Consider the following 26,526-nt stretch of genomic DNA (forward strand, 5'->3'; position numbering starts at 1 on the left):
TTAAAGCGTGCTGATATGGCTCAGTTGGTAGAGCGCACCCTTGGTAAGGGTGAGGTCCCCAGTTCGACTCTGGGTATCAGCACCAGTTTTAAAAAAAGCATGAGTTCGGGTAAAAGAATTTGCCTGGCGGCACTAGCGCGGTGGTCCCACCTGACCCCATGCCGAACTCAGAAGTGAAACACCGTAGCGCCGATGGTAGTGTGGGGTCTCCCCATGCGAGAGTAGGGAACTGCCAGGCACCAAACACAGAAGCCCTGAACGAAAGTTCAGGGCTTTTTTGTTTTTGCCTGACAGGATAAAAACGCGAAGCCATAAAAAAGCCCCTGCTGCATGGCAGGGGCAGAGCTAAGGGCGCTGAGATCAGTGAATAACCTGCGACAGAAACGCGCGGGTACGCTCTGAGCGTGGATTAGCGAAGAACTCCTCTGGCGGCGCCATCTCTACGATCTCTCCCCGATCCATAAAGATCACCCGATCAGCCACCGTACGTGCAAATCCCATTTCATGCGTCACACACAGCATGGTCATGCCATCTTCTGCCAGGCCAATCATGGTATCCAGCACCTCTTTTACCATCTCAGGATCAAGGGCTGAAGTCGGCTCGTCAAACAGCATAATTTTGGGTTTCATACAGAGCGAACGGGCTATCGCCACACGTTGCTGCTGACCACCAGAGAGCTGTCCCGGAAACTTATGTGCATGTTCGGCGATGCGCACCCGCTCAAGGTAGTGCATCGCCAGCGCTTCCGCCTCCTTCTTCGGCATCTTTCTCACCCAGACAGGGGCCAGCGTGCAGTTCTGCAGAACGGTAAGATGCGGGAACAGATTAAAGTGCTGAAACACCATGCCGACTTCGGTGCGTACCCGTTCGATGTTACGCACGTCATCGTTAAGATGAATACCGTCCACGACGATACGTCCCTGCTGATGCTCTTCCAGATGGTTGATACAGCGAATAGTGGTCGATTTTCCTGAGCCTGACGGGCCGCAGAGTACAATGCGCTCACGCGGTTTAACCTGCAGATTAATATCCTTAAGCACGTGAAACTGTCCGTACCACTTGTTCACGTTTTCGAGCGTAATCATCATAGCGTTAGCCGCCGTCGTTATTGTGGATGTCATAGTAAACCTCAGTGCGCTTTACGCCCGGTGTGAAAACGCTTCTCCAGATACTGGCTATAGCGCGACATGCTAAAACAGAAAATCCAGTAGACCAGTGCAGCAAAGACATAGCCTTCTGTGGACATGCCCAGCCATGCAGGATCGACCGTGGCCTGCTGCACGCTGCTGAACAGATCAAACAGGCCAATAATGATCACCAGACTGGTATCTTTGAAGAGTGCGATAATGGTATTCACCAGCCCGGGAATGGTGAGCTTAAGCGCCTGCGGCAGGATCACCAGCGCCTGCGTCCGCCAGTATCCCAGCGCCAGCGATTCAGCCGCTTCATACTGGCCTTTTGGCAGCGCCTGCAGACCGCCGCGCACCACTTCCGCCACATAGGCGGACTGAAACAGAATCACGCCAACCAGCGCCCGAACCAGTTTGTCGATAGTCGTGCCTTCCGCCATAAACAGCGGCAGCATGACAGAGGACATAAACAGCACGGTGATCAGCGGTACGCCACGCCAGAACTCAATAAAAATAACGGATAGCGTACGCACCACCGGCAGGTTTGAGCGCCGGCCCAGTGCCAGCAGAATACCCAGCGGTAATGCGCCGGCGATACCAACGGATGCGATAATCAGCGTCAGCGTCAGGCCGCCCCACTGACGGGTTTCCACCCGCTCCAGACCAAAATAGCCGCCATAAAGCAGTAGCCACACCGCGATCGGATAGAGCACCGCCCAGCAGGCCAGATAGCGGCCACGGCGCGGCATGGCGCGGATAAAGAGCGGAATGACTGACAGTAAACCGATAACCAGAGCCAGGTTGATTCGCCAGCGCAGTTCGTGCGGATAGAGTCCATACATAAACTGACCAAAGCGCGCATGGATAAACACCCAGCAGGCCCCCGCTTTAGTGCAGTCAGCACGGGTTTCACCCAGCCAGTTTGCCTGAAATATCAGCCAGTTCAGTGCCGGTGGAATAACACTCCAGATGAGCCACAGACTGACCAGCGTAAGCAGGGTATTCAGCCAGCCGGAAAAGAGATTTTTGCGCGCCCAGCTCCAGCTCTTCTGCAGCAGATTACTGCTTACCGGCGGCGTTTCATGCGTTGTCACAGACATAGTGTTTCGTTCTCTTAACGCTCAACCAGCGCAATTTTGCGGTTATAGAGGTTCATCAGCAGGGAAATGGTCAGGCTGATGATGAGATAAACCGCCATGGTAATCGCAATGGTTTCTATTGCCTGGCCGGTCTGATTAAGCACCGTACCGGCAAAAAGCGACACCATATCGGGGTAGCCGATAGCGGCGGCCAGCGACGAGTTTTTGACTACGTTTAAATACTGACTGGTCAGCGGAGGAATAATGACGCGCATCGCCTGAGGAATAATGACCTGACGTAGCGTCACGGGATTCGGCAGTCCCAGCGAGCGCGCTGCTTCACTCTGGCCATGTGGTACTGACTGAATACCGGCGCGGATCACCTCAGCAATAAATGAAGAGGTATAAATAGAGAGCGCCACCGTCAGCGCCGCCAGCTCCGGGATCATCACAAAGCCACCGCGGAAATTGAATCCGCGTAGCTCAGGCACATCCCAGTGCACGCCCGCGCCGAACAGGGTATGGGCAATCAGCGGCAGCAGCACAATGAGCCCGGCTGCAGCGGGCCAGGTACGACGCAGCTGACCGGTTTTCAGCTGATGTTTGCGATTAAAGCGAAACAGCGCCAGGCTGGCGATAATGCTTAATGCCAGCGCAACCAGAAATGGCAGTGTACCGGGCGCATACTGTGGCCATGGAATATACAGGCCACGATTACTGACAAAGGCGAGGTCAAAGGCGTTCAGTGCCTGACGCGGGCCGGGCAGATTACGCAGTACGGCAAAGTACCAGAAGAAAATCTGCAGCAGCGGCGGAATATTACGGAACGTCTCAATATAAATGGCAGAGAGCTTACGCAGCAGCCAGTTATCGGACAGGCGCGCCAGGCCTACCGCAAAGCCAAGCAGGGATGCAAAGACGATGCAAAGCGCGGAGACCAGCAGGGTATTGGTCAGCCCGACCATAAAGACCCGGGCGTAGGTGTCTCCTTCGGTGTAGTCAATCAGATGCTGAACAATACCAAAACCGGCACTGCGCTCCAGAAAGCCAAAACCTGACGTAATGCCGCGGTTAGCCAGATTGATAATGGTGTTGTGGATTAAATATCCCACCACGGCCACTACCGCAATAATCGCGACAAACTGGTAAAGCCAGGCGCGAACCGCAGGGTTACCGAATGAAAAATCCCTTTTCACGGTTGGGCGTTGCGACATGTTGAAACCTCAATGATAGATACGCGTGGGCACCGCAGGACGCGGTGCCCGACTGGCACAGCAGTAAATCAGCGCACCGGCGGTGCGTACTGAATACCGCCCTGATTCCAGAGCGCATTCTGTCCGCGTGCGATTTTCAGCGCGCTATCTTTACCGACGTTGCGGTCAAAAATTTCCTGATAGTTGCCCACCTGCTTGATGATGTTATAGGCCCACTTGTTATCAAGTTTCAGGTCTTTACCAAAGTCGCCTTCTGCACCCAGCAGATGCGCCATGTCAGGCGTGGTCGGTTTTGCTGCCATCTGATCGACGTTCTTTGAGCTGATGCCCATCTCTTCGGCATTCAGCATGGCAAACAGCGACCACTTAACAATCGTAAACCAGTCGTCGTCACCGCGACGTACCAGCGGCCCGAGCGGCTCTTTGGAGATCACTTCCGGCAGTACGATAAATTCGTCAGGCTTGCCCAGCTTGATACGCAGCGCATAGAGCTGGGATTGATCGGAGGAGAGCGTATCGCAGCGGCCGCTATCAAGTGCTTTGGCTGACTCATCGGAGCGGTCAAAGGTGACCGGGGTGTACTGCATTTTATTCGCTTTGAAATAGTCGGCGACATTGAGTTCGGTATCGGTACCCGCCTGAATACAGACCGTTGCGCCATCCAGCTCTTTGGCACTTTTCAGTCCCGCTTTCTTATGCGTCAGAAAGCCGATGCCGTCATAGTAGTTTACGCCGGCAAACAGAAAGCCCATGCCGCCATCGCGCGAAGAGGTCCAGGTAGTATTACGCGACAGGATATCCACTTCGCCCGACTGCAGCGCAGTGAAGCGCTCTTTAGCCGTCAGCGGGGTATATTTAACTTTGCCGGCATCGCCAAACACGGCGGCGGCGGCGGCACGGCAGACATCCACATCAATACCCGTGAATTTGCCGCTGGCATCTGCGTATGAGAAACCAGGCAGTCCATCACTGATCCCACACTGCACAAAACCTTTCTTTTTAATTGCGTCCAGAGTGGCGCCTGCATGCGCCTGCTGAGTCACGGTCAGCAGCGTGGCAGCGGCAATCAGGGTGGAGAGCATCATCTTTTTCATAAAGCATCCTGTGTGGCGGTTCGTCTGTTGTTATTGTGGTGCGCACTTTGTAGTGCACTGCTGTCTGTCGGTGGCAATCAGCCATCCAGCCTGTTGCAAAGCTGATGCCAGGTTTGCAGCAAGCTGAATTCTTCAGGAAAGAGCGTCAGAAAAGGGCAGGAAGTAACGTGCGGTTACTATCGCGCACCAAAAGGCGGCATGACGAGTCGCCGCGATCACAAATAGTGCAAATAGTTTCACTATTGGAGCGCAGTGTGAGCTACCGCTCATTAGCCGGACCAGTTAATGCCGCTATGGGTAAACGCAGCAGTGACCGGGGATAGTGGCAGGCACGTGTGAACAGCCCGCAGATTTACGCAGGAGAGGGAGCAGGAAAAATGACGCAGGAGATTGCAACGATAGTTACCATTCAGGCGGTAACTGTTTCATGCAGGGTGACAGACGGAAGCGGCAACAGAAACAAAAACGCCAGCCCGGAGGCTGGCGTTATCGCAGCAACGAACAATTAGTTCATGCCGTATTTTTTCAGCTTCTTACGCAGAGTACCACGGTTGATACCCATCATCAGGGCTGCACGGGTCTGGTTGCCACGGGTATACTGCATTACCATGTCCAACAGAGGCTGCTCAACTTCAGCCAGTACCAGCTCATACAGATCACTAACATCCTGACCATTCAGTTGAGCAAAATAGTTCTTCAGTGCCTGTTTAACCGAATCACGCAGTGGCTTTTGGGTCACCTGATCCTGTGAGTTAACGGTAGAAACGGTCAGTACGTCAGAATTTACGCGTTGTTCGAACATAGTTCTTTCAGCTCTTTATTTCGTTTACGCAAGATTTTCGAAGTATGCCTCCAACGCCTCCAGCTGTTCGCTGGCATCCTCAATGGCGTTGAATGTGCGCCGAAACTGGTCGTCAGGGGCACTTTCCTGCAAATACCAGGAAACGTGTTTTCGGGCAATACGGTATCCCTTGCGCTGACCGTAAAAGTCGTGCAGCTCCCGTATATGTCCAATCAGCATTTGCTTCACCTCTGCCAGCGGCTTTGGTGCAAGCAGCTCCCCTGTGTCCAGATAATGCTGGATTTCCCGGAAGATCCACGGTCTTCCCTGAGCAGCACGTCCTACCATCAGAGCATCTGCCCCGGTGTAGTCGAGCACTGCCCTGGCTTTATGCGGGTCAGTTATGTCCCCATTCGCGATAATCGGAATGGAAACGCTCTGCTTAACTGTCCGAATGCTGTCGTATTCAGCCTGCCCCTCAAACAAACAGGCGCGGGTGCGTCCATGAATGGTGAGAGCCTGAATGCCACAACGTTCAGCCAATTGGGCAATCTCTGTACAATTACGATTTTCTTTGTCCCAGCCGGTGCGAATCTTCAGCGTAACCGGTACGTCTACTGCATTAACGACCGCACGGAGAATCGATTCTACCAGTTGCGGATGCTGCAGCAGCGCGGAGCCAGCCATCTTACGATTCACTTTTTTAGCCGGACAACCCATATTGATATCGATAACCTGCGCGCCAGACGCAACGTTAATTCGCGCGGCGGCAGCCATCTCATCGGGATCGCAGCCAGCAATTTGCACGGCACGAATGCCGGGCTCGTCACTATGCACCATACGCAGCCGGGATTTGTCACTGGCCCAGACTTCCGGGTTAGATGACAGCATCTCGGAGACAGTCATACCGGCGCCGTTCTCGTAACAGAGTGTGCGAAATGGCTTGTCGGTTACTCCGGCCATAGGCGCAGCAATGAGGCGATTACGTAGCTGGTGGTGTCCAATGCGCATGAAAAAAGAAGTGACCCTAACTGTTCGCAAGGCGGCGTATATTACGCATTTTTTCCGGAAGATGAAAGGCCAAACTTTGAACAACAGCCTCTTAACATTAAAGCGTCTGCGCTGCCATCAACCCGCCTCTCGTAATAGTCTTTTAAAATCATTAGGTTAAATATTTAAGGCGAAATTGTGAACAAACATTTTTCTGAATTCAGACCGCAAAGTGCGATATAAAAGCCGCGATTTTAACGAATTAACCACAGAATTAACGGCTATTTGCGCAAATTTAATACAAAATTATTCTGTCCGAAGACAGTGCCGGTGGTGCATGCTATCTGTTCCGAAGAAACCCCAGGCTTGCGCTTGCAGACCTGGGGTAAAAACTAACGCAGGCGTCCGGTAATACGGCACCACTCTTCTTTCTCCGCGACCGGATCAAGCGCGAAGCGCTCAGCATAAGCTTCACAGACGCTTTCTGCCTGACTGGCCAGTACGCCAGAGAGGCCAAGGTCGCCGCCTGCTTTTGGCAGAACGCCAATCAGCGGTGCCAGTTCGCGCAGCGGGCCCGCCAGAATGTTGGCGACCACCACGTCAGCCTGCAGGTTTTCAGGCTGCTGATGTGGCAAGTAGAGCGACAGGCGATCTGCCACGCCGTTGCGTTCAGCATTATCACGGCTCGCCTGAATGGCCTGCGGATCGATATCGATTCCGATCGCCTGTGCGGCACCCAGCTTGAGCGCGGCGATAGCCAGAATGCCGGAGCCGCAGCCAAAGTCGATCACCGTTTTGCCCTGCAGATCGAGACCATCCAGCCAGCTCAGGCAGAGTGACGTGGTAGGGTGAGTTCCGGTGCCGAAGGCCAGGCCGGGATCGAGCATGACGTTGACCGCGTCCGGATCGGGAACATCCCGCCAGCTTGGACAGATCCACAGGCGTTCACCAAAGCGCATCGGATGGAAGTTGTCCATCCACTCGCGCTCCCAGTCTTTATCTTCGATCTGCTCGATCTTGTAGTGAAAGGTCGATCCCGGCACCGGCTGCAGACGCAGTGCGGCTACCACCTCATCCATATCACTTTCGGCGTCAAACAGGCCAATGACATCAGTATCACCCCACAGTCGGGTTTCACCCGGGAGGGGTTCATACACCGGATTGTCGTGCGTGTCCTGAAACGTCACCGAGACGGCACCCACTTCCATCAGAGCATCGCTCAGCGGCTCAGCCTGTTCTCCGGTGCTGTTAATCTTGATTTGAATCCATGGCATAGTGTTTCTCTTTATTTCAGTGCAGCGTCGTGCGTCGCAGACGCGCTGCCAAACAGGTTACCTGCCAGAAAAGCGAGCAGGCTCAGGGTTAGCGAGGGAACAATAGGGTGGAGTCCCCACCACTCAATATTCAGGCTGGCGAGCAGCGTATAGCTTACGGCGCCGGCGATCATACCGCTGATGGCTCCGGCAGCATTGGCGCGCTCCCAGTAGAGACCCAGCACCAGCGGCCACAGAAAGACCGCTTCCAGCCCGCCAAACGCCAGCAGATTAAGCCAGATGATCATATCCGGCGGATTCCAGGCCGCCAGCAGCAGCAGGATGCCCAGCACAAAAGTAATCGTGCCGGAGAGCATGCGCAGCCGCGCTTCATTTTCACTCTGCCGGGGCGCAAGACGCAGATAGAGATCTTTGATCAGCGTAGCGGATGCCTGCAGGAGCTGCGCGTTAATGGTCGACATAATGGCCGCCATCGGCGCGGCAAGAAAAATGCCGGCTGCCATCGGCGGCAGTACGGTAATCATCAGCGTCGGGATCACCTGGTCAGGTATGGTCAGGTCAGGCAATACCGCACGTCCCAGCGCGCCAGCCAGATGCATCCCCAGCATCAGTATCACCACCACGATGGTGCCGAGAATGATCCCGCGATGCATCGCCTTGCTGTCTTTGTAAGAGATGCAGCGTACGGCGGTATGTGGCAAACCGATAACGCCAAAGCAGACCAGTACGGCGAATGAGCTGAGGAAGGCAGGTGTAATCACATTGTCTGCCCCTTCCGGCGACACCAGTTGCGGATCGATAGCGCGCAGCGTGCTGACCGCGTGACTCAGCCCGCCGGCATGATGAATAACAGCAAACAGCAGCAGAAACGTGCCAGCCAGCATTACCAGCCCCTGCATCGCATCGTTCAGCACGCTGGCGCGAAAGCCCCCGAAAGCCGTATAAAGGGCGATAGTTCCGCCAAAAATCAGCAGGCCCGTATCGTAAGGAATGCCCGCCGCCGTTTCCAGCAGGCGAGCGCCGCCGATAAACTGCACGGTCATGGCACCGATAAATGCCACCAGCAGGCTGATACTGGCCAGCCAGATCAGCAGCGGGCTGCGATAGCGACCATAAAGCATATCGTTGAGCGTTACTGCGTTATAGCGCCGGGCCAGAATGGCAAATTTCTTGCCGAGCACGCCCAGTGATAGCCAGACGGCAGGCACCTGAATCATCGCCAGCAGTACCCAGCCCAGACCATATTTATAGGCGGCACCGGGCCCCCCTATAAATGAGCTGGCGCTGATATAGGTTGTGGTCAGCGTCATGGCCAGCACAAACCCGCCCATGGAGCGGCTGCCGAGAAAATATTCGGTCAGAAAACTGCCCTGGCGCTGTTTGCGCATGGCGATTACCGATAGCACGGCGATCAGAACCAGGTAAGCCAGCAGCGGCAGAAGGATCTCACTCTCCATCACGGTCCTCCAGTGACATATCACGGAAAATGACGCGGACCATCAGCGCACAGAGTCCGGTAAACAATAGCGGTGCAAATATGCAGGAGAGTTCGAACCAGCGGGGCAGGCCAGATATTCCGCTTTGCGTCCCGCCGAGCCAGGCAGACAGGGCCCACACCAGCAGATATGCGAGAGCGAGGCCCAGCGACCAGCGCGCCTCTTTGTTCGCTTGTAGAAAACGCCCATCCATCAGATAACCTCACAGGCGATAACAATAAAAAAGGCCGGATTAACCGGCCTCTGTCGTGCTCTGCGCTGCGATTACTTTTCGTGCAGGCCGAGTTTTTTCTCCAGATAGTGGATGTTGGTGCCACCCTGCTGGAAGTTTTCGTCGGACATGATTTTCATCTGCAGCTCGACGTTGGTTTTGATGCCGTCGATGATCAGCTCAGCCAGTGCATTTTTCATGCGGGCGATCGCCACTTCACGGGTTTCGCCGTAAGTAATGAGTTTGCCAATCATGGAATCGTAGTACGGCGGCACGGTGTAGCCAGCGTAAATGTGCGATTCCCAGCGTACACCAAAGCCACCCGGCGCGTGGAAACGCGTAATTTTACCCGGGCTTGGCAGGAAGGTATTAGGATCTTCGGCGTTGATACGGCATTCCACCGCATGACCACGTACGACCACATCTTCCTGTTTGATCGACAGCGGCTGACCGGCAGCAATACGCAGCTGCTCTTTGATAAGGTCAACGCCGGTGATCATTTCGGTAACCGGATGTTCAACCTGAATACGGGTGTTCATCTCAATAAAGTAGAACTCGCCGTTTTCATACAGGAACTCAAAAGTACCGGCTCCACGATAGCCAATTTCCACGCAGGCGTTAGAGCAGCGCTCGCCGATGAAGCGACGCAGTTCCGGCGTGATGCCTGGCGCAGGTGCTTCTTCCACCACTTTCTGGTGGCGACGCTGCATGGAGCAGTCGCGCTCCGCCAGATAGATGGCGTTGCCCTGGCCATCGGCCAGCACCTGAATTTCGATATGGCGCGGGTTCTCGAGGAATTTTTCCATGTAGACCATGTCGTTATTGAAAGCCGCTTTGGCTTCCGCTTTCGTCATGCCGATGGATTGCTCAAGATCTTTTTCATGGCGTACAACGCGCATACCGCGTCCGCCGCCGCCGCCAGAGGCTTTGATGATAACCGGATAACCGATACGCTTCGCGATAGCGCGGTTCTTATCCATATCATCAGTCAGTGAGCCATCTGAACCCGGAACGGTCGGTACGCCCGCTTTTTTCATCGCGGTAATAGCAGAAACTTTGTCGCCCATCAGGCGGATCGTATCCGCTTTCGGACCCACAAAGATAAAGCCTGAACGTTCAACCTGCTCAGCAAAATCAGCGTTCTCAGACAGAAAGCCGTATCCCGGATGGATCGCAACTGCGCCGGTAATTTCAGCGGCAGAGATCAGAGCCGGAATATTCAGGTAACTTTTGACCGACTGCGCCGGGCCGATGCAGACAGTTTCATCTGCCAGCAGCACGTGCTTGAGGTCGCGATCTGCCGTGGAGTGAACCGCTACGGTTTTGATGCCCAGCTCTTTGCAGGCACGCAGAATGCGCAGCGCGATTTCACCACGGTTAGCAATGACAATTTTATCCAGCATGCTTCGCCTCGTTATTCGATGACGACCAGCGGCTCGTCAAATTCAACCGGCTGGCCGCTTTCTACCAGGATCGCCTTCACAACGCCGGATTTATCGGCTTCGATCTGGTTCATCATTTTCATCGCTTCAACGATGCACAGGGTATCGCCAGCGTTCACTTTCTGACCCACTTCCACAAACGCTTTTGCGTCCGGGCTTGGGGTGCGGTAGAAGGTGCCGACCATCGGTGAACGGACAATGTGACCGCTGACTTCAGGCTTAGCGGCTTCAACCGGAGCGGCAGCAACCGGCGCAACGGCAGCGGCCAGTGCAGGCTGCGGAGCAGGTGCAGCATAAGCCTGCTGCATCATAGGATAACCGACATTGGCAGGTGAACGGCTGATGCGAACTGACTCTTCGCCTTCAGAGATTTCCAGCTCAGCAATGCCGGACTCTTCAACCAGTTCGATCAGTTTCTTAATTTTACGAATATCCATGAGTGTGGTTCCGTACTCTGTTTAATTGGAATGTGACAGGCGTTTTATCGCCGTTTGTAAAGCCCACGCGTACCCATCCGCGCCAAGTCCACAAATGACGCCGGCAGATACATCGGAAAGATAGGAGTGGTGCCGGAACGGCTCGCGTGCATGCACGTTGGAGAGATGCACCTCGATAAAAGGTATGCTTACCGCCAGCAAAGCATCACGCAGCGCAACGCTGGTGTGCGTGAACGCAGCCGGATTGATGATGATGTAATCCACATCGCTGCGCGCGGCGTGAATACGATCGATCAGCTGATATTCTGCGTTCGATTGCAAATGACTCAATTTCACATGGTGCTGGTCAGCCTGCTGCGCCAGATCGCTGACGATATCAGCCAGCGTGGCGTGACCATACTTGTCAGGCTCGCGCGTTCCCAGCAAATTCAGGTTGGGACCGTTCAACAACAGTATGTGAAATTTATGCGCCATCTTGCGGCTATCTCCTGCAATCATTAGGGCATCGCGTAAAATACCGCGACATCCTTCATTTGTCACCCTTGAGAGTGAAAAAGAAGGATTTGCTTGCAATAAAGCCGGGCATTATATCCGTTTCGGGACAATTCGCAGCAAAATACTGGTCTTATCTGCGAAGTTGATCCGGTGCGGCCCGAAGGCCACACGTTTTAACAGAAAGCGGGGGGAGAAAACAACCTCAGGAAAATCAGCGGCTGAAGCTTTTGCGTAACTTTTTGTAGCGCCACGCCAGCAGCAGCGCGGCTGCCAGCGCATAGAGCCACGGCTGTGGTGACAGGACTTTGACTGACCAGAGATAGTGAATGGGAACGAGGATCGCTACCAGATAGATAGCGTTATGCAGCGTTTGCCAGCGTCTGCCCAGCTTGCGCTGCGCGCGCTGAAACGAGGTTATCGCCAGCGCAAATAGCACCACCCAGCTGATCATACCCAGCAGCAGATAGGGGCGGGCGAAAATTTCACTGCCGAGCAGGCGCAGATGCATAAAGCCCAGCTCCAGCAGCCAGTAGCTGATCAGATGTAGCGTGGCCCAGGCAAAGCACCAGAGACCCAGCATCCGGCGGGTGCGGATCAGCAGTGGCTGTTTGAGATAGCGCGTCAGCGGAGTGACCAGCAGCGTTGCCAGCAACAGCTTCAGCGCCATTCTGCCGGTAAAGTGCTGAATATCTTTGGCCGGATCGGCACTCAGCCAGCCCTGAGCAGCCGAAAGCACCAGATAGATCAGCGGCAGCAGGGCGGCCAGGTGCAGCACCACTTTGAGCCAGGTAACCTGTCGCAGGGTCAGTCGCATTTAAAAATTCTCCCGCAGATCGAGCCCGCGATAGAGTGACGCAACCTCACGTGCATAACCATTAAACAGCAGCGTAGGCTGCCGCTCTACGTTGAGCAGGCCGCCCGCGCCGATAAAACGCTCTGTCGCCTGTGACCAGCGCGGGTGGTCAACGTGCGGATTCACATTGGCGTAAAACCCATATTCGCTGGCGGCAATCTGGCTCCAGGTGGTCGGCGGCTGTTCAGCGGTCAGCGTAATTTTCACAATCGATTTAATGCCTTTAAATCCATATTTCCACGGCACCGTCAGGCGTATCGGGGCACCATTCTGCGGCGGCAGGGCTTTGCCGTAGACACCGGTGCTGAGCAGCGTCAGCGGATGCATCGCTTCATCCAGCCGCAATCCTTCAACATAGGGATAGTCGAGCCCGCCGCCAATAAAGCGATCTTTCTGACCTGGCATCTGTTCAGGGTCGTAGAGCGTCTGAAACGCCACATAGCGTGCGCGGCTGGTGGGTTCAGCCAGCTTCAGCAGCTTACTGAGTTCAAAGCCCACCCAGGGCACGACCATTGACCAGGCTTCAACGCAGCGCATACGGTAGATACGCTGCTCCATGGCAAAGCGTTTAAAAATGTCATCCATATCCAGCGTCATGGGCTTAGCCACTTCGCCATCAATACGCAGCTGCCAGGGTTCAGTCTTTAGTGAGCCGGCGTTAGCTGCGGGATCGGCCTTATCCAGGCCAAACTCATAAAAGTTGTTGTAGCCCGCAACCTTATCGTAAGGCGTCAGGGGTAAATCCGCCTGCCACTGTGCGGGTTTGGTGAACGTCAAATCGCGTCCTGCGGGTGCCGGCGGTCGATCGTTTCCTTTAAACCAGCTCAGAATGTCCGCCCGCGCGCTACCCGGCAGCGTCGCAGCGGCAGCGCCAATCCCCAGCGCCTTCAGCACCTGACGCCGGCGCAGCGCAAAGATGTTTTCCGGGGTAACATCAGCTTCAGTGAGAGTGTGCTTGAATTTCATGGTGTTCTCCGGCAGATAAGCAGTGATCATTAAGATGCGTAAACCCCATCGGCGATGCCACTTTGCCGGGGAAAATATGAAATTTCCTGGCAGACAGCCTCTGTTGAGAATAGGACGAAAAAGTCCGCCCGGCAGTCAGGCGCCGTGACTTTACCGTTATACTCGCGCGACAGCGTGCTTGCCGGAGCATTGGCGCTGATTCAGACAGCTATTTATGGTACTTTGCTCAGGATTGCGTCAGCTGAATGACGCACAGGCTGGCTGCCCGTTTATAACCGCAGTGGTACAGGCACAGGGATGCGATTAACAACGAAGTTTTCTGCGTTTATTACATTATTAAGCTTACTGGCAATGTTACTGATGCTGGTAGGCTGCGCTTTTAGTTTTATCTGGCTGTCGCAGGAGCGCGTTGAGAGCCGTATCGATACGCTGGCGACCGAAGTTGACAAAGCGCTGATGACTCAGTCGCCGCAGGAGGTTGAACAGTGGCTAACGCGGCTGATGCCGGTGATTAACGCTGAGCAGGTCACGCTGCTCAATGACGAAGGCGAAGTATTCCGTCTTACCCGCCATGAGAATCCGATGCTGGAAGATGAGCCTAACCGGTTTATTCAGCTTGAGCTGCCCCTGGTGCATGCGCCCGAAATGCAGCTGCGCGTCGTGGTTCTCGATCCGGCAAAAACCTGGTTCCGCTCCTTTACCGGCGCCTATACGCTGGTGGTGCTGCTGAGCGTGGTTGCCATTATGGCGGCGCTGCTGGCGATGACGCACCACTGGCTTAATCGCCGCTGGCGCAATATGGATCGGCTGGAGGCGCGCGCGGAACGCATTATTGCCGGCGAGCGCATTGCCCGCGTTCCGGGCACCACTGAATGGCCGGCTAAAGCCAGCCGCGCGCTGGATACGCTGCTCAGCGATCTGCAGGAAGCAGGAGAACAGCGTCTGCGAATCGATACGCTGATCCGCACGTTTGCGGCTCAGGATGCGCGCACGGGTCTCAATAATCGCCTCTTTTTTGATAACCAGCTGGCGACGCTGCTGGAAGATCAGGAGGATGTCGGTACGCATGGCGTGGTAATGATGATCCGCCTGCCTGACTTCGACAATCTGCATGAGATAATTGGTCCGACGCTGGCCGAAGAGTACCTGTTTGATATCATCAATATGTTTTCTACGTTTGTGCTGCGCTATCCGGGGGCGCTGCTGGCCCGCTATTTTCGCAGCGATTTTGCCGTGCTGCTGCCGCACCGGACGCTGAAAGAGGCGAACAGCATCGCCGAGCAGCTTATCAATGCGGTGGACTCGCTGCCGCCGATGCGCAGGGTGGATCGTGATGATTTAATCCATATCGGCATCAACGCCTGGTGCAGCGGACAGAGCGCACTGCAGGTGATGGAGAGCGTAGAGCTGGCCACGCGGCGCGCCGTGCTGCAGGGAGGCAACACCTGGTCAGTGGGCGAGGGTAATCCGCTGGAGATGGGCCGCGGCAGCGTGCGCTGGCGTACGCTGCTGGAGAATACGCTCAATCGCGGTGGTCCCCGTCTTTATCAAAAGCCTGCGGTACTGCTGGATGGTAAAGTGCACCACCGTGAGATGCTGGCGCGCATATTTGATGGTGATAAAGAAGTGGTTGCCGCCGAGTTTATGCCGCTGGTCATGCAGCTGGGGCTGACCGACAGCTGGGATCGCCAGCTGGTGACGCGCATCGCCGCGCTGACAGAAGTGTGGCCGGATGAGACGCTGGCGCTGCCGGTAAGTATCGATTCACTGCTGCAGCGCCCGTTCCAGCGCTGGCTGCAAAAATTGCTGCTGCAGTGTAATAAATCCCAGCGCCGGCGATTTTTATTTGAACTTGCCGAGGCGGATGTGTGTCAACACATCAATCGTTTGCTGCCGGTCTTTCACATGCTCACCACGTTTGGCTGCCGTATCGCAGTCGATCAGGCGGGAATGACGGTGGTCAGCAGCGCCTATATCCGCCAGCTTCCTGTTGATGTGATTAAGCTGGATCCGGGGCTGGTACGGAATATTGACCGCCGCACAGAGAATCAGCTTTTTGTGCAAAGCCTGCTGGAGGTGTGTAAATCCACCTCCAGCTATGTTTTTGCTGCTGGCGTGCGTACCCGGGCTGAATGGCAAACCCTGACTGCGCTTGGGGTAGCGGGCGGGCAGGGCGATCTGTTTGCGCCTTCCTTACCGGTTAACAGTAACGTTAAAAAACACTCGCAACGTTACCGCATTTGATGCGCTGGCAGGGTTTGTCCCGGCAATCGATGTTTTTCTGGCGTTAACCAGCGGGAGCGGGCAGAGCCAGAGGCATGAAATGTTAAATTTTATGTCGATAACCCCGCCGCAGGTCCGGGCAATTTGCGTTAAAGAGGGCCGTTTAGCGCTATCTGGCGCTGCCAGTAGCGAACAGTACCGGCCGGAAAAATTATATGGTCTATTTTTTCACCTTAGCCGAACGTTTTTGCGCCTTGTAGCGGCTTCGTGTGGTTGGTAAAGTAAGCGGATTTTATTTTCCGCCCCCAGCTTGCAGGATTATCCCTTAGTATGTTTAAAAAATTTCGCGGCATGTTTTCCAATGACTTGTCCATTGACCTGGGTACTGCGAATACCCTGATTTATGTAAAAGGACAGGGCATCGTGCTGAACGAGCCTTCAGTGGTTGCTATCCGTCAGGACCGCGCCGGCTCCCCAAAGAGCGTAGCGGCTGTTGGTCATGACGCAAAGCAGATGCTTGGCCGTACGCCGGGCAACATTGCCGCTATTCGTCCGATGAAAGATGGCGTGATTGCCGACTTCTTCGTGACTGAAAAAATGCTCCAGCACTTTATCAAGCAGGTACACAGCAACAGCTTTATGCGCCCGAGTCCGCGCGTACTGGTGTGTGTACCGGTCGGCGCGACCCAGGTTGAGCGTCGCGCTATCCGTGAATCTGCGCAGGGCGCAGGGGCACGCGAAGTATTCCTGATTGAAGAGCCGATGGCTGCGGCTATCGGTGCCGGCCTGCCGGTCTCTGAAGCAACCGGTTCTATGGTCGTGGATATCGGTGGCGGTACGACTGAAGTCGCCGTGATCTCCCTGAACGGCGTGGTCTACTCCTCTTCTGTACGTATCGGTGGCGATCGCTTTGATGAAGCTATCATTAACTACGTGCGCCGCAATTACGGTTCACTGATTGGTGAAGCCACCGCAGAACGTATCAAGCACGAAATCGGTTCAGCCTATCCGGGCGACGAAGTGCGCGAAATTGAAGTGCGCGGCCGTAACCTTGCAGAAGGTGTGCCGCGTGGCTTTACGCTGAACTCAAATGAAATTCTTGAAGCGCTGCAGGAGCCGCTGACCGGCATCGTCAGCGCGGTTATGGTTGCGCTGGAGCAGTGTCCGCCAGAGCTCGCTTCTGATATTTCAGAGCGTGGCATGGTGCTGACCGGCGGTGGCGCACTGCTGCGTAATCTGGATCGCCTGCTGATGGAAGAGACAGGTATTCCGGTCGTGGTAGCGGAAGATCCGCTGACCTGCGTAGCGCGTGGCGGCGGTAAAGCGCTGGAGATGATCGACATGCATGGTGGCGATCTGTTCAGCGAGGAGTAATTCCTCACTGGCTGCGACCATGGTCATATTGCGCAGGGAATCGCGACAATACTCATCATAAACTGAACCGCACGCAGCGTTGTATTATGCAGCGGCGGTTCAGGCATGGGTAAATGGCGCGGCTGCGTATGACGGCATAGTGCGTCCAGCCCTGGAGGCGCGGGTCTGCGGACTGGTGCTTCTTCCCTGATGTCGAGGAATTCGCAGAATTTATGAAGCCGATTTTTAGCAGGGGGCCTTCCCTGCAGTTGCGTCTCTTTCTGGCCGTTATCGTGGCAATTGCGATTATCATCGCCGACAGCCGCGTAAGTACTTTCTCCCGGATCCGCAACTATCTGGACACGTCAGTCAGCCCATTTTATTTTCTGGCCAACGGCCCGCGACAGCTGCTTGACGGCGTGTCGGATACGCTGGCATCCCGTCAGCAGCTGGAGCTGGAGAACAAAGCGCTGCGCCGCGAGCTTTTCCTGAAAAACAGCGATCTGCTGATGCTGGGGCAATATAAGCAGGAAAATGCCCGCCTGCGCGAGCTGCTTGGATCGCCGCTGCGTCAGGATGAGCACAAAATGGTGACGCAGGTGATCTCAACCGGCACCGATCCTTATACCGATCAGGTGGTGATCGATAAGGGCAGCGTAAACGGCGTTTACGAAGGTCAGCCGGTGATCAGCGATAAAGGCGTCGTCGGGCAGGTGGTGGCCGTTGGCCAGCTGACCAGCCGCGTGCTGCTGATCTGCGACGCCTCTCACGCGCTGCCGATTCAGGTGCTGCGTAACGATATTCGCGTTATTGCTGCCGGTAACGGCTGCAGCGAAGATCTGCAGCTGGAGCATCTGCCAGGCAATACTGATATTCGCGTCGGCGACGTGCTGGTGACATCCGGCCTCGGCGGCCGGTTCCCGGAAGGTTATCCGGTCGGCGTCGTGTCGTCAGTTAAGGTAGATACCCAGCGCGCCTATACGGTCATTCAGGCGCGTCCGACTGCCGGCCTGCAGCGTCTGCGCTACCTGCTGCTGCTGTGGGGAGCAGATAAAAATGGCGATATGCCGATGGCACCGGATGAGGTACATCGCGTAGCGAACGAGCGTCTGATGCAGATGATGCCTCAGGTACTGCCACCGGCGGGTGAAATGGGGCCGCCGGCGCCCGCGGGGATGCAGCAGAGTCAGCAGATGGGACCGCCATCCTCTGCGGCCAGCGGGAATGTGCAGAGCACGCCGGCGAACACGCGTGGGGGCCAGCCTTGAGCCGATATCGCAGTCAGGGACGGTGGGTAATCTGGCTCTCTTTTCTGCTGGCATTAATTCTGCAAATCATGCCGTGGCCGGAGCAGTTCTATATGTTCCGGCGTCGTGGCTGCTGCTTATTCTGATCTACTGGGTGCTGGCGCTGCCGCATCGGGTCAACGTCGGCACCGGATTCTTTCTCGGTGCCGTTATGGATCTGATTGCCGGCTCCACGCTGGGCGTACGCGCGCTGGCCTTCAGTATCATCGCCTACCTGGTCGCCTTTAAATTCCAGCTGTTCCGCAACCTCGCATTGTGGCAGCAGGCGTTAATGGTTATGGTTCTTTCACTGGCAGTAGATGTCATTGTTTTTTGGGCTGAATTCCTGGTCATAGACGTCTCATTCCGGCCAGAAATTTTCTGGAGTAGCGTGGTCGACGGCATCCTCTGGCCCTGGCTATTCTTATTGATGAGAAAGATCCGCCGGCAGTTTGCCGTTCAGTAAGGAACACAATGATTACCCTGTATCTGGCTTCCGGCTCGCCCCGCCGGCGCGAGCTGCTTACGCAGCTTGGGCTGCAGTTTGAGCGTCTGTTAACCCATACTGAAGAGCAGCGTCAGCCCGACGAAGCGGCTGAACATTACGTTCGCCGACTGGCGGCGGATAAAGCCCGCGCCGGTGTCACTATGGCACCCCGGGATCTGCCGGTGCTGGGCGCGGACACGATTGTGGTGCTGAATGGTGACGTACTGGAAAAACCGCGTGATGCGGAACACGCCGCAGAGATGCTGGCAAGGCTCTCCGGACAGACGCATCAGGTGATGACCGCGATAGCGCTGGCTGACAGCGAGACGCTGCTGGATTGCCTGGTGCTTACCGATGTGACCTTCCGCAACGTGACCGCTGATGAAATCGCGCACTATATCGCCAGTGGCGAACCGATGGATAAGGCGGGCGCCTATGGCATTCAGGGTCTGGGCGGTAATTTCGTGCGCACGATTAATGGCAGCTACTACGCCGTAGTGGGACTACCGCTGGTGGAAACCACAGAGCTGCTGAGCCATTTTCAGTCGCTGCGTGCATTAAGGGGACAGAATGACGGCTGAACTGCTGGTAAATGTGACACCTTCGGAAACGCGCGTTGCCTATATTGATGGCGGCATTTTGCAGGAAATTCATATTGAGCGCGAAGCGCGACGCGGCATTGTTGGCAACATCTACAAAGGCCGGGTCAGCCGCGTGCTGCCGGGTATGCAGGCCGCCTTTGTCGATATTGGCATGGATAAAGCCGCCTTTCTGCACGCCTCCGACATCATGCCGCACACCGAGTGTGTTGCCGGCGATGAAAAGAAAAATTTTGTTGTACGCGACATCGCCGAGCTGGTACGCCAGGGGCAGGATCTGATGGTGCAGGTAGTGAAAGATCCGCTCGGCACCAAGGGCGCACGCCTGACCACCGATATCACGCTGCCGTCCCGCTATCTGGTCTTTATGCCCGGCGCATCACACGTTGGTGTTTCACAGCGTATTGAAAGTGAGGCGGAGCGCGAACGGCTGAAAGCGGTGGTGGCTGCCTACTGTGACGATCTGGGCGGCTTTATTATTCGTACCGCTGCGGAAGGCATTGGCGCAGAAGAGCTGGCGCAGGATGCGGCGTTTCTCAAACGCCTGTGGACCAAAGTCAGCGAGCGCAAAAAGCGTAACCAGACGCGCTGCCTGCTCTATGGCGAACTGGCGCTGGCGCAGCGTGTGCTGCGCGATTTTGCTGGCGCCGCGCTGGATCGCATTCGCGTCGATTCGCGTCTGACCTGCGATCTGCTGGTGGAATTTACCAGCGAATATATTCCTGAAATGGCGGGCAAAATAGAGCATTACAGCGGCAAGCAGCCTATTTTCGATCTCTATGATGTAGAAAATGAGATTCAGCGTTCGCTGGAGCGCAAGGTCGAGCTTAAATCGGGTGGCTACCTGATTATCGATCAGACGGAGGCGATGACCACGGTAGATATCAACACCGGAGCGTTTGTTGGCCACCGCAACCTGGATGAAACCATATTTAATACGAATATCGAAGCGACGCAGGCTATTGCCCGTCAGCTGCGGTTACGTAACCTCGGCGGTATTATCATTATCGACTTTATCGACATGAGTAATGACGATCACCGCCGTCGCGTGCTGCATTCGCTGGAGAGTGCGCTGAGTAAAGATCGGGTCAAAACCGGGATCCATGGCTTTTCAGCGCTGGGCCTGGTGGAGATGACCCGTAAAAGAACGCGTGAAAGCATTGAGCATGTGCTCTGTGCCGACTGCCCGGTATGTAAAGGACGCGGCTCGCTGAAAACCGTAGAGACCGTCTGCTATGAAATCATGCGTGAAATTGTACGCGTGCATCACGCCTATGACTCCGACCGCTTTCTGGTTTACGTCTCGCCGGCGGTAGGCGAAGCGCTGAAAACAGATGAGTCGCATGCGCTGGCCGAAGTCGAAATCTTTGTCGGCAAACAGGTCAAAGTTCAGGTTGAACCGCTCTATACTCAGGAGCAGTTTGACGTCGTCATGATGTAGGGCCTGCGGCCAGACGTTATTATCCAGTGACCAGCAAGGAGAGATGTGTGAGGCGGTTGCCAGGGATTTTGTTACTGCTGATCGCCACAGTGATTGTCATTGTGGCGCTGCTGGTGAGCGGGCTGCGTCTGGTGATGCCGCATCTCAACAGCTATCGCAGCGACATTCTGCAGACGGTTTCACGCATCAGCGGCGTCACCGCAGACGCCAGCGAACTGCAGGGAACGTGGCAGAATTTTGGCCCGACGTTGCAGGTACGCGATCTGCGCATTGATATGAAGCAGGATGGCGAACTGCACATTGGCCGCATCACTCTTGCGCTGGATGTCTGGCAGTCGCTGCTGCACTGGCGCTGGCAGTTCCGCGATCTCACCTTCTGGCAGCTGCGTCTGGCGACGGAGCGGCCACTGTTTACCCGCGACAGCGATACCACCAGCATCAAGCCTGCTCAGATTAACAACCTCTTCCTGCGCCAGTTCGATCACTTCGATTTACGCGACAGCACTATCCGCTTTCTGACGCCTTCAGGCCAGCATGCCGAGCTGGCAATACCGCGCCTTACCTGGCTGAATGAAGCCAGCCGGCATCGCGCTGAAGGCGAGGTCAGCCTCAGCAGCTTTACCGGCCAGCATGGCGTGGTGCAGGTCAGGCTGGATTTAAAGGATACCCGTGGCCTGCTGAACGACGGTCGCATCTGGATGCAGGCAGACGATGTGGATGTGCGTCCCTGGATTGGCCGCTGGCTGCGTGATAACACCAGTCTGGAGAGCGCGCGTATCAGCCTGGCGGCGTGGGCCAGCCTGCGCGATGGCGAACTCTATGCGGGCGATGTGCTGATTAAACAGGGTGGGGCGCGCTGGCGCGGCGAGCAGCGCGACCATCAGCTGCAGATTGACGGACTGACCGCACACCTGGCGCGCTTCCGCGACGGCTGGAGCCTGAATATACCGCAGACCCGGCTCAGCACCGATGGCGTGGCCTGGGCGCCCGGCCGGATTGCGCTGCTGTGGCAGCCTGAAGATAAAGCGGCAGCGGAGATCCGCGTGCGCGCTACCCGGCTGGACCTGCAGCGGTTTGCGCCGCTGGTGCCGCTGATTGGCCCGCTCTCGCCGACGCTGCTGGATACCTGGCGTGCGCTGCAGCCGCGCGGTTATATCGATACGCTGGCACTGGATATTCCACTGGCGCAGCCGGAACAGACGCGACTGCAGGCGACGTGGCGCGATCTGGCATGGCATAACTGGAAGCTGCTGCCGGGCATCAGCAATCTCAGCGGGCGCGCCAGCGGCAGCGTCAGCAATGGTCAGGTTTATCTCAGCATGGGGCAGGCTGAAGTGCCCTATGGTGATATGTTCCAGGCGCCGCTGGATATTCATCAGCTGAGTGGCCAGCTGAGCTGGCTGCGCGACCGTCACGGCCTGACGCTGGCCGGACATCAGCTTGATGTGCAGGCGCGGTCGCTCTGGGCGCGCGGAGATTTCCGCTATCAGCAAAACAGTGACGCTGCACCACGGCTCGATATTCTGGCCGGCATCCGCGTAACCGACGCGGGTGATGCCTGGCGCTATCTGCCGGAACCGCTGATGGGGCATAACCTGACGCACTACCTGAGCGAAGCGATAAAAGGCGGGGAGACCGATAACGCCACGCTGCTGTTCGCCGGCGATCCGCGCCTGTTCCCGTTTAAGCATAACGACGGCATGTTTGAAGTTAAAGTGCCGCTGCGCAATGCCGCGTTTCGCTTTCAGCCGGGCTGGCCGGCCCTGCAGGATCTGGATATCGATCTCGATTTTGTGAATGACGGCCTGTGGATGCGCGCCGATAACGCGCGCCTGGGCAAGGTCGAAGCGCGTAACGTCACGGCCGTTATTCCGGATTATCTTAAAGAGAAACTGCTGATCGCCGGCGATCTGAGCGGGCAGGGGGCGGATATCGGCGCCTACTTTAATGAGACGCCGCTGAAATCGTCGCTCGGCGCTGCGCTGCAGCAGCTGCAGGTTGGGGGCAATGTCAAAAGCACGCTCAACCTGGAGATCCCGCTGGATGGCGAACAGGTACACGCCAGCGGCAACGTGGTGATGAATAACAACACGCTGCATATTAAACCGCTGAAGAGCACGCTGACGCAGCTGACAGGGCGTTTCCGCTATAACAACGGCAACCTTGAAAGCGAAGAGATGCAGGCAAACTGGTTTGGTCAGCCGCTGGGCGTGACCTTCAGCACGCAGGAAAATCCGCAGGATTTTGGCGTTAACGTCCACCTGCTGGGCGACTGGCAGCCCGCGCGTCTCAGCGTGATGCCAGCGGCGGTAGCGCGTCAGCTCAGCGGTTCACTCGCCTGGCAGGGCGATGTGGCTATTACGCTGCCGCATAGCGGAGGTGCGAACTACAGCGTCGATCTCAGAGGCGATGGCAAAGCAGTAAGCAGTCACTTACCTGCGCCGCTGACCAAATCTGCCGGTGAGGCGCTGCCGGTGACGGTTAAGGCTAAAGGCGATCTGAACGGCTTTATGCTCAGCGGCAGCGTGGGCGAGATGCACCGCTTTAACAGCCGCTGGCTGCTGGAGCCGCAGCTGCGCGTCGAACGCGGCATCTGGCAGAACCAGACCACGGCAACGCCTGCGCTCCCGGCGCAGCGCGGTATGGTATTAAACCTGCCGCCGCTGGATGGGGAAGCCTGGCTCGGTGTTCTGGCCGGAGCGGGCGGCAGCGGAGAGGGCGCCACGCAGGTGGGCGGGGTCGGCTTACCTGGCGATGTCACGCTGCATACGCCAGCCCTGACGCTGGGCGGGCAGCAGTGGCACGATCTCAGCGCCACTCTGCTACAGGGCGCGGGCGGTGATGCGCAGCTGAAGCTGGAGAGTCGTGAAGCGCGCGGCACGCTGACAACAGCGCAGCGTGCACCGTGGCGCATCAATCTGAACTACCTTTATTACAATCCGCAATGGAAAGAGACCGGCAGCAAACAGGCGTCATCACCGTTCAGCGGCGACAGCGGGATCGATTTCAGCCAGTGGCCTGCGCTGCAGCTTAACTGCGATGAGTGCTGGCTGCGCGGACAGAAGTTCGGACAGATGGCTGCGACGCTGACGCCGCGCGGAGAGACGTTAGCACTCACTAACGGAATTGTGGACAGCGGCAGCGCCCGGCTCAGCATCAGTGGCGAATGGGTTAACTCGCCGGGCAATCCGCGCACCTCGCTGAAGGGACGCCTGAGCGGCAGCAATATCAATGACGCCACTAACTGGTTCGGTATGAACACGCCGCTGCGCGATGCGCCGTTTAACGTGGATTATGACCTGCACTGGCGCGCCGCGCCCTGGCAGCCTGCTGAGGCGTCGCTGAGCGGCACGCTGAAAACGCACTTTGGCAAAGGAGAGATTGCCGACGTTAATACCGGACGGGCAGGACAGCTGCTGCGTCTGGTAAGTTTTGATGCGCTGCTGCGCAAGCTGCGTCTGGATTTCAGCGATACCTTCAGCGATGGCTTCTATTTTGATTCAATCAACGGCACCGCCTGGATCGAAAATGGCGTCATGCGCACTGATAACCTGCTGGTAGATGGGCTGGAGGCGGATATCGCGATGCAGGGCCGGATCGATCTGGTACAGCGAAAAATTGATATGGAAGCGGTTGTGGCGCCGGAGATCTCTGCGTCGGTCGGTGTGGCAACGGCGTTTGCAATCAATCCGGTGGTTGGCGCCGCCGTTTTTGCCGCCAGCAAGGTACTGGGACCGCTCTGGAACAAGATTTCCCTGTTGCGCTATCACATTAGCGGCCCGCTGGATAAACCGGAAATCAGTGAAGTGCTGCGCAAAGCGCGCGACGCCGGCAGCAAGTGAATTTGACGCCGTCGGGGAATTGCCGCAGGCTATGACTATCTGAGCACATAATGAGTGAGAAACGATGACTCTGAATCTGGTAAGTGAGCAGTTACTAGCTGCGAACAGCATTAATCAGCAGGACCTCCATTCCCTGTTAGGGCAGCTTTCAGAACGTCGTCTGGATTATGCCGATCTCTATTTTCAGTCCAGCTTCCATGAGTCCTGGGTGCTGGAAGATAAAATTATTAAAGATGGCTCCTACCATATCGATCAGGGCGTTGGCGTACGTGCCGTAAGCGGTGAAAAAACCGGCTTCGCTTATGCAGACCAGATCACCCTGAATGCGCTACGGCAGTCTTCGGAAGCCGCGCGCAGTATCGTACGCGAGCAGGGCAATGGCACCGCACATACGCTGCAGGCAGTAATGCAACGTTCGCTCTATGCGCCGGTTAACCCGCTCGACAGCCTGACGCGCGAAGATAAAATCGCCCTGCTGCATCGCGTGGACCGCGTGGCGCGCGCGGCCGACCCGCGCGTACAGGAGGTCAATGCCAGCCTGAGCGGCGTTTATGAACAGGTGCTGGTTGCGGCAACCGATGGGACGCTGGCAGCCGATATTCGTCCGCTGGTGCGTCTGTCAATCAGCGTGCAGGTGGAAGATCAGGGCAAGCGCGAGCGCGGCTCAAGCGGCGGCGGCGCGCGTACCGGCTATGAATTTTTCCTCGCCGATGAGAGCGGTGACGTCCGGGCTGACGCCTGGGCGCGCGAAGCGGTGCGTATGGCGCTGGTTAACCTCTCTGCAGTGGCAGCCCCAGCTGGCGCGCTGCCGGTTGTGCTGGGCGCTGGCTGGCCGGGCGTGCTGCTGCACGAAGCGGTAGGACATGGCCTTGAGGGCGATTTTAACCGTCGTGAAACGTCGGTATTCAGCGGCAAGATGGGGCAGCTGGTTGCTTCGGAACTCTGCACCGTGGTGGATGATGGCACGCTGGAGGGGCTGCGCGGCTCGCTGGCGGTGGATGATGAGGGCGTTCCGGGTCAGTACAACATGCTGATCGAAAATGGCGTCCTGAAAGGCTATATCCAGGACAAGCTGAACGCCCGCCTGATGGGTGTGCCGCCAACCGGTAACGGCCGGCGCGAATCGTATGCGCATCTGCCGATGCCGCGCATGACTAATACCTACATGCTGGCGGGCAAGTCCACGCCGCAGGAGATCATCGAAAGCGTGGAATATGGCCTCTATGCGCCTAACTTCGGCGGTGGTCAGGTCGATATCACCTCGGGAAAATTTGTCTTCTCTACCTCAGAGGCGTATCTGATTGAGAAGGGTAAAGTTACCCGGCCGGTTAAAGGCGCTACGTTGATTGGCTCCGGCATTGAGGCGATGCAGCAAATCTCAATGGTCGGTAACGATCTGGCGCTGGATAAAGGCGTCGGCGTATGCGGTAAAGAGGGTCAGAGCGTCCCGGTTGGCGTGGGCCAGCCAACGCTGAAGCTGGACAAAATCACCGTAGGCGGCACCGCCTGAGGTGCTGAACCTCTGTCACTATAAGGGCTGCCCGCGGGCAGCCTTTTTTGTGGCTGCATCAGCTATAAATGCCTCCGATTCAGCCACTTTGGCAAAAACAGACAGCGCGCTAAGTCGTGCGATTATTTATTCGGATTAAAAAGTGATTTATGTCACGATTTGTAGAAAACATATAGTCAGGCACGTTATTATACGCGCGCTGGGTTTATGCACTGCATTCCGTTACGGACCAGACAGGCTGATGATACGCTATGATTAGCGCAGGGCGGCCTGAAGGTTACTGCCATTTTTCTGCTGCCTGCTTAACCATTCCCGGTGCGGC

The 26,526-nt window shown here is 56.4% G+C and carries 21 protein-coding genes, 1 tRNA gene, 1 rRNA gene and 1 pseudogene; 10 read left to right on the forward strand and 14 right to left on the reverse strand.

The window, feature by feature from the left end; genetic code table 11:
• Positions 1-9 precede the first annotated feature (9 nt).
• A tRNA-Thr gene (locus tag HA43_RS12825) sits at positions 10-85 on the forward strand.
• Between the two features lie 37 nt (positions 86-122).
• Positions 123-238, forward strand: a 5S ribosomal RNA gene (rrf, locus tag HA43_RS12830).
• 122 nt (positions 239-360) lie between these two features.
• Here rrf and HA43_RS12835 read toward each other — a convergent pair.
• The 14 genes from HA43_RS12835 to msrP all read right to left on the reverse strand — a co-directional run bounded on the left by HA43_RS12835 (position 361) and on the right by msrP (position 13,463).
• A complete protein-coding gene (locus tag HA43_RS12835; RefSeq protein WP_071669154.1) occupies positions 361-1,122 on the reverse strand; it encodes an amino acid ABC transporter ATP-binding protein in 762 nt (253 codons plus the stop codon).
• A gap of 8 nt (positions 1,123-1,130) precedes the next feature.
• Entirely contained in the window at positions 1,131-2,231 is a 1,101-nt protein-coding gene (locus HA43_RS12840; RefSeq protein ID WP_071669155.1) for an amino acid ABC transporter permease, read from the reverse strand.
• A gap of 14 nt (positions 2,232-2,245) precedes the next feature.
• Positions 2,246-3,424, reverse strand: coding sequence for an amino acid ABC transporter permease (locus HA43_RS12845; protein ID WP_071669156.1), 1,179 nt, complete (start codon positions 3,422-3,424; stop codon positions 2,246-2,248).
• Between the two features lie 68 nt (positions 3,425-3,492).
• Complete coding sequence (locus HA43_RS12850) at positions 3,493-4,518, reverse strand: amino acid ABC transporter substrate-binding protein (protein ID WP_094111838.1); 1,026 nt, start codon at positions 4,516-4,518, stop codon at positions 3,493-3,495.
• A gap of 505 nt (positions 4,519-5,023) precedes the next feature.
• Entirely contained in the window at positions 5,024-5,320 is a 297-nt protein-coding gene (gene fis / locus HA43_RS12855) for a DNA-binding transcriptional regulator Fis (RefSeq protein WP_003855228.1), read from the reverse strand.
• Positions 5,321-5,344: 24 nt separating this feature from the next.
• The gene (dusB, locus tag HA43_RS12860) at positions 5,345-6,310 is read right to left on the reverse strand and encodes a tRNA dihydrouridine synthase DusB (protein WP_039380734.1); all 966 of its coding nucleotides are present in this window, start codon (positions 6,308-6,310) and stop codon (positions 5,345-5,347) included.
• A 371-nt stretch (positions 6,311-6,681) separates the two neighbouring features.
• Positions 6,682-7,563 carry a 50S ribosomal protein L11 methyltransferase gene (prmA, locus tag HA43_RS12865; RefSeq protein WP_094111839.1) on the reverse strand — a complete coding sequence of 294 codons (882 nt, stop codon included), beginning with the start codon at positions 7,561-7,563 and terminating at the stop codon, positions 6,682-6,684.
• A gap of 11 nt (positions 7,564-7,574) precedes the next feature.
• A complete protein-coding gene (gene panF, locus HA43_RS12870; protein WP_094111840.1) occupies positions 7,575-9,020 on the reverse strand; it encodes a sodium/pantothenate symporter in 1,446 nt (481 codons plus the stop codon).
• Positions 9,010-9,252 carry a YhdT family protein gene (locus tag HA43_RS12875; RefSeq protein WP_071669160.1) on the reverse strand — a complete coding sequence of 81 codons (243 nt, stop codon included), beginning with the start codon at positions 9,250-9,252 and terminating at the stop codon, positions 9,010-9,012. The genes panF and HA43_RS12875 overlap by 11 nt, the downstream gene beginning before the upstream one ends.
• Positions 9,253-9,323: 71 nt before the next feature.
• Positions 9,324-10,673 (reverse strand): acetyl-CoA carboxylase biotin carboxylase subunit, encoded by a 1,350-nt coding sequence (accC, locus tag HA43_RS12880; RefSeq protein WP_071669161.1) that lies wholly within the window; start codon positions 10,671-10,673, stop codon positions 9,324-9,326.
• 11 nt (positions 10,674-10,684) lie between these two features.
• Positions 10,685-11,149: an acetyl-CoA carboxylase biotin carboxyl carrier protein gene (gene accB / locus HA43_RS12885; protein ID WP_039380716.1), complete on the reverse strand. Its 465-nt coding sequence runs from the start codon at positions 11,147-11,149 to the stop codon at positions 10,685-10,687.
• A gap of 21 nt (positions 11,150-11,170) precedes the next feature.
• Positions 11,171-11,623 (reverse strand): type II 3-dehydroquinate dehydratase, encoded by a 453-nt coding sequence (gene aroQ / locus HA43_RS12890; protein ID WP_071669162.1) that lies wholly within the window; start codon positions 11,621-11,623, stop codon positions 11,171-11,173.
• 232 nt (positions 11,624-11,855) lie between these two features.
• Positions 11,856-12,458, reverse strand: a complete 603-nt coding sequence (gene msrQ, locus HA43_RS12895) for a protein-methionine-sulfoxide reductase heme-binding subunit MsrQ (RefSeq protein WP_094111841.1) — start codon at positions 12,456-12,458, stop codon at positions 11,856-11,858.
• Entirely contained in the window at positions 12,459-13,463 is a 1,005-nt protein-coding gene (gene msrP / locus HA43_RS12900; protein ID WP_071669248.1) for a protein-methionine-sulfoxide reductase catalytic subunit MsrP, read from the reverse strand.
• A gap of 297 nt (positions 13,464-13,760) precedes the next feature.
• Here msrP and csrD point away from each other — a divergent pair, with 297 nt between their 5' ends.
• The 8 genes and pseudogenes from csrD (at position 13,761) to tldD (ending at position 26,204) form a co-directional block, all read left to right on the forward strand.
• Positions 13,761-15,707, forward strand: a complete 1,947-nt coding sequence (csrD, locus tag HA43_RS12905) for an RNase E specificity factor CsrD (RefSeq protein ID WP_094111842.1) — start codon at positions 13,761-13,763, stop codon at positions 15,705-15,707.
• A 309-nt stretch (positions 15,708-16,016) separates the two neighbouring features.
• A complete protein-coding gene (gene mreB, locus HA43_RS12910; RefSeq protein WP_003855260.1) occupies positions 16,017-17,060 on the forward strand; it encodes a rod shape-determining protein MreB in 1,044 nt (347 codons plus the stop codon).
• A gap of 212 nt (positions 17,061-17,272) precedes the next feature.
• Entirely contained in the window at positions 17,273-18,307 is a 1,035-nt protein-coding gene (mreC, locus tag HA43_RS12915; protein WP_094111843.1) for a rod shape-determining protein MreC, read from the forward strand.
• A pseudogene (gene mreD / locus HA43_RS12920) lies at positions 18,304-18,791 on the forward strand (rod shape-determining protein MreD). The gene mreC and the pseudogene mreD overlap by 4 nt, the downstream one beginning before the upstream one ends.
• Positions 18,792-18,799: 8 nt before the next feature.
• Positions 18,800-19,393, forward strand: coding sequence for a Maf family protein (locus tag HA43_RS12925; RefSeq protein WP_094111844.1), 594 nt, complete (start codon positions 18,800-18,802; stop codon positions 19,391-19,393).
• Entirely contained in the window at positions 19,383-20,852 is a 1,470-nt protein-coding gene (gene rng, locus HA43_RS12930; RefSeq protein WP_071669165.1) for a ribonuclease G, read from the forward strand. Before HA43_RS12925 ends, rng begins: the two co-directional genes overlap by 11 nt.
• Positions 20,853-20,899: 47 nt before the next feature.
• Complete coding sequence (yhdP, locus tag HA43_RS12935; RefSeq protein ID WP_094111845.1) at positions 20,900-24,694, forward strand: AsmA2 domain-containing protein YhdP; 3,795 nt, start codon at positions 20,900-20,902, stop codon at positions 24,692-24,694.
• A gap of 64 nt (positions 24,695-24,758) precedes the next feature.
• On the forward strand, positions 24,759-26,204 hold the full coding sequence (gene tldD / locus HA43_RS12940; RefSeq protein WP_039380688.1) for a metalloprotease TldD: 1,446 nt from the start codon (positions 24,759-24,761) through the stop codon (positions 26,202-26,204).
• Positions 26,205-26,526 lie beyond the last annotated feature (322 nt).

Source organism: Pantoea eucrina (assembly GCF_002095385.1).
Classification (GTDB): Bacteria; Pseudomonadota; Gammaproteobacteria; order Enterobacterales; family Enterobacteriaceae; genus Pantoea; species Pantoea eucrina.

Coding starts and splice junctions, on each gene's coding strand:
- HA43_RS12835 (WP_071669154.1), bottom strand. CDS start 1,122: ATGACATCCACAATAACGACGGCGGCTAACGCTATGATGATTACGCTC.
- HA43_RS12840 (WP_071669155.1), bottom strand. CDS start 2,231: ATGTCTGTGACAACGCATGAAACGCCGCCGGTAAGCAGTAATCTGCTG.
- HA43_RS12845 (WP_071669156.1), bottom strand. CDS start 3,424: ATGTCGCAACGCCCAACCGTGAAAAGGGATTTTTCATTCGGTAACCCT.
- HA43_RS12850 (WP_094111838.1), bottom strand. CDS start 4,518: ATGAAAAAGATGATGCTCTCCACCCTGATTGCCGCTGCCACGCTGCTG.
- fis (WP_003855228.1), bottom strand. CDS start 5,320: ATGTTCGAACAACGCGTAAATTCTGACGTACTGACCGTTTCTACCGTT.
- dusB (WP_039380734.1), bottom strand. CDS start 6,310: ATGCGCATTGGACACCACCAGCTACGTAATCGCCTCATTGCTGCGCCT.
- prmA (WP_094111839.1), bottom strand. CDS start 7,563: ATGCCATGGATTCAAATCAAGATTAACAGCACCGGAGAACAGGCTGAG.
- panF (WP_094111840.1), bottom strand. CDS start 9,020: ATGGAGAGTGAGATCCTTCTGCCGCTGCTGGCTTACCTGGTTCTGATC.
- HA43_RS12875 (WP_071669160.1), bottom strand. CDS start 9,252: ATGGATGGGCGTTTTCTACAAGCGAACAAAGAGGCGCGCTGGTCGCTG.
- accC (WP_071669161.1), bottom strand. CDS start 10,673: ATGCTGGATAAAATTGTCATTGCTAACCGTGGTGAAATCGCGCTGCGC.
- accB (WP_039380716.1), bottom strand. CDS start 11,149: ATGGATATTCGTAAAATTAAGAAACTGATCGAACTGGTTGAAGAGTCC.
- aroQ (WP_071669162.1), bottom strand. CDS start 11,623: ATGGCGCATAAATTTCACATACTGTTGTTGAACGGTCCCAACCTGAAT.
- msrQ (WP_094111841.1), bottom strand. CDS start 12,458: ATGCGACTGACCCTGCGACAGGTTACCTGGCTCAAAGTGGTGCTGCAC.
- msrP (WP_071669248.1), bottom strand. CDS start 13,463: ATGAAATTCAAGCACACTCTCACTGAAGCTGATGTTACCCCGGAAAAC.
- csrD (WP_094111842.1), top strand. CDS start 13,761: ATGCGATTAACAACGAAGTTTTCTGCGTTTATTACATTATTAAGCTTA.
- mreB (WP_003855260.1), top strand. CDS start 16,017: ATGTTTAAAAAATTTCGCGGCATGTTTTCCAATGACTTGTCCATTGAC.
- mreC (WP_094111843.1), top strand. CDS start 17,273: ATGAAGCCGATTTTTAGCAGGGGGCCTTCCCTGCAGTTGCGTCTCTTT.
- HA43_RS12925 (WP_094111844.1), top strand. CDS start 18,800: ATGATTACCCTGTATCTGGCTTCCGGCTCGCCCCGCCGGCGCGAGCTG.
- rng (WP_071669165.1), top strand. CDS start 19,383: ATGACGGCTGAACTGCTGGTAAATGTGACACCTTCGGAAACGCGCGTT.
- tldD (WP_039380688.1), top strand. CDS start 24,759: ATGACTCTGAATCTGGTAAGTGAGCAGTTACTAGCTGCGAACAGCATT.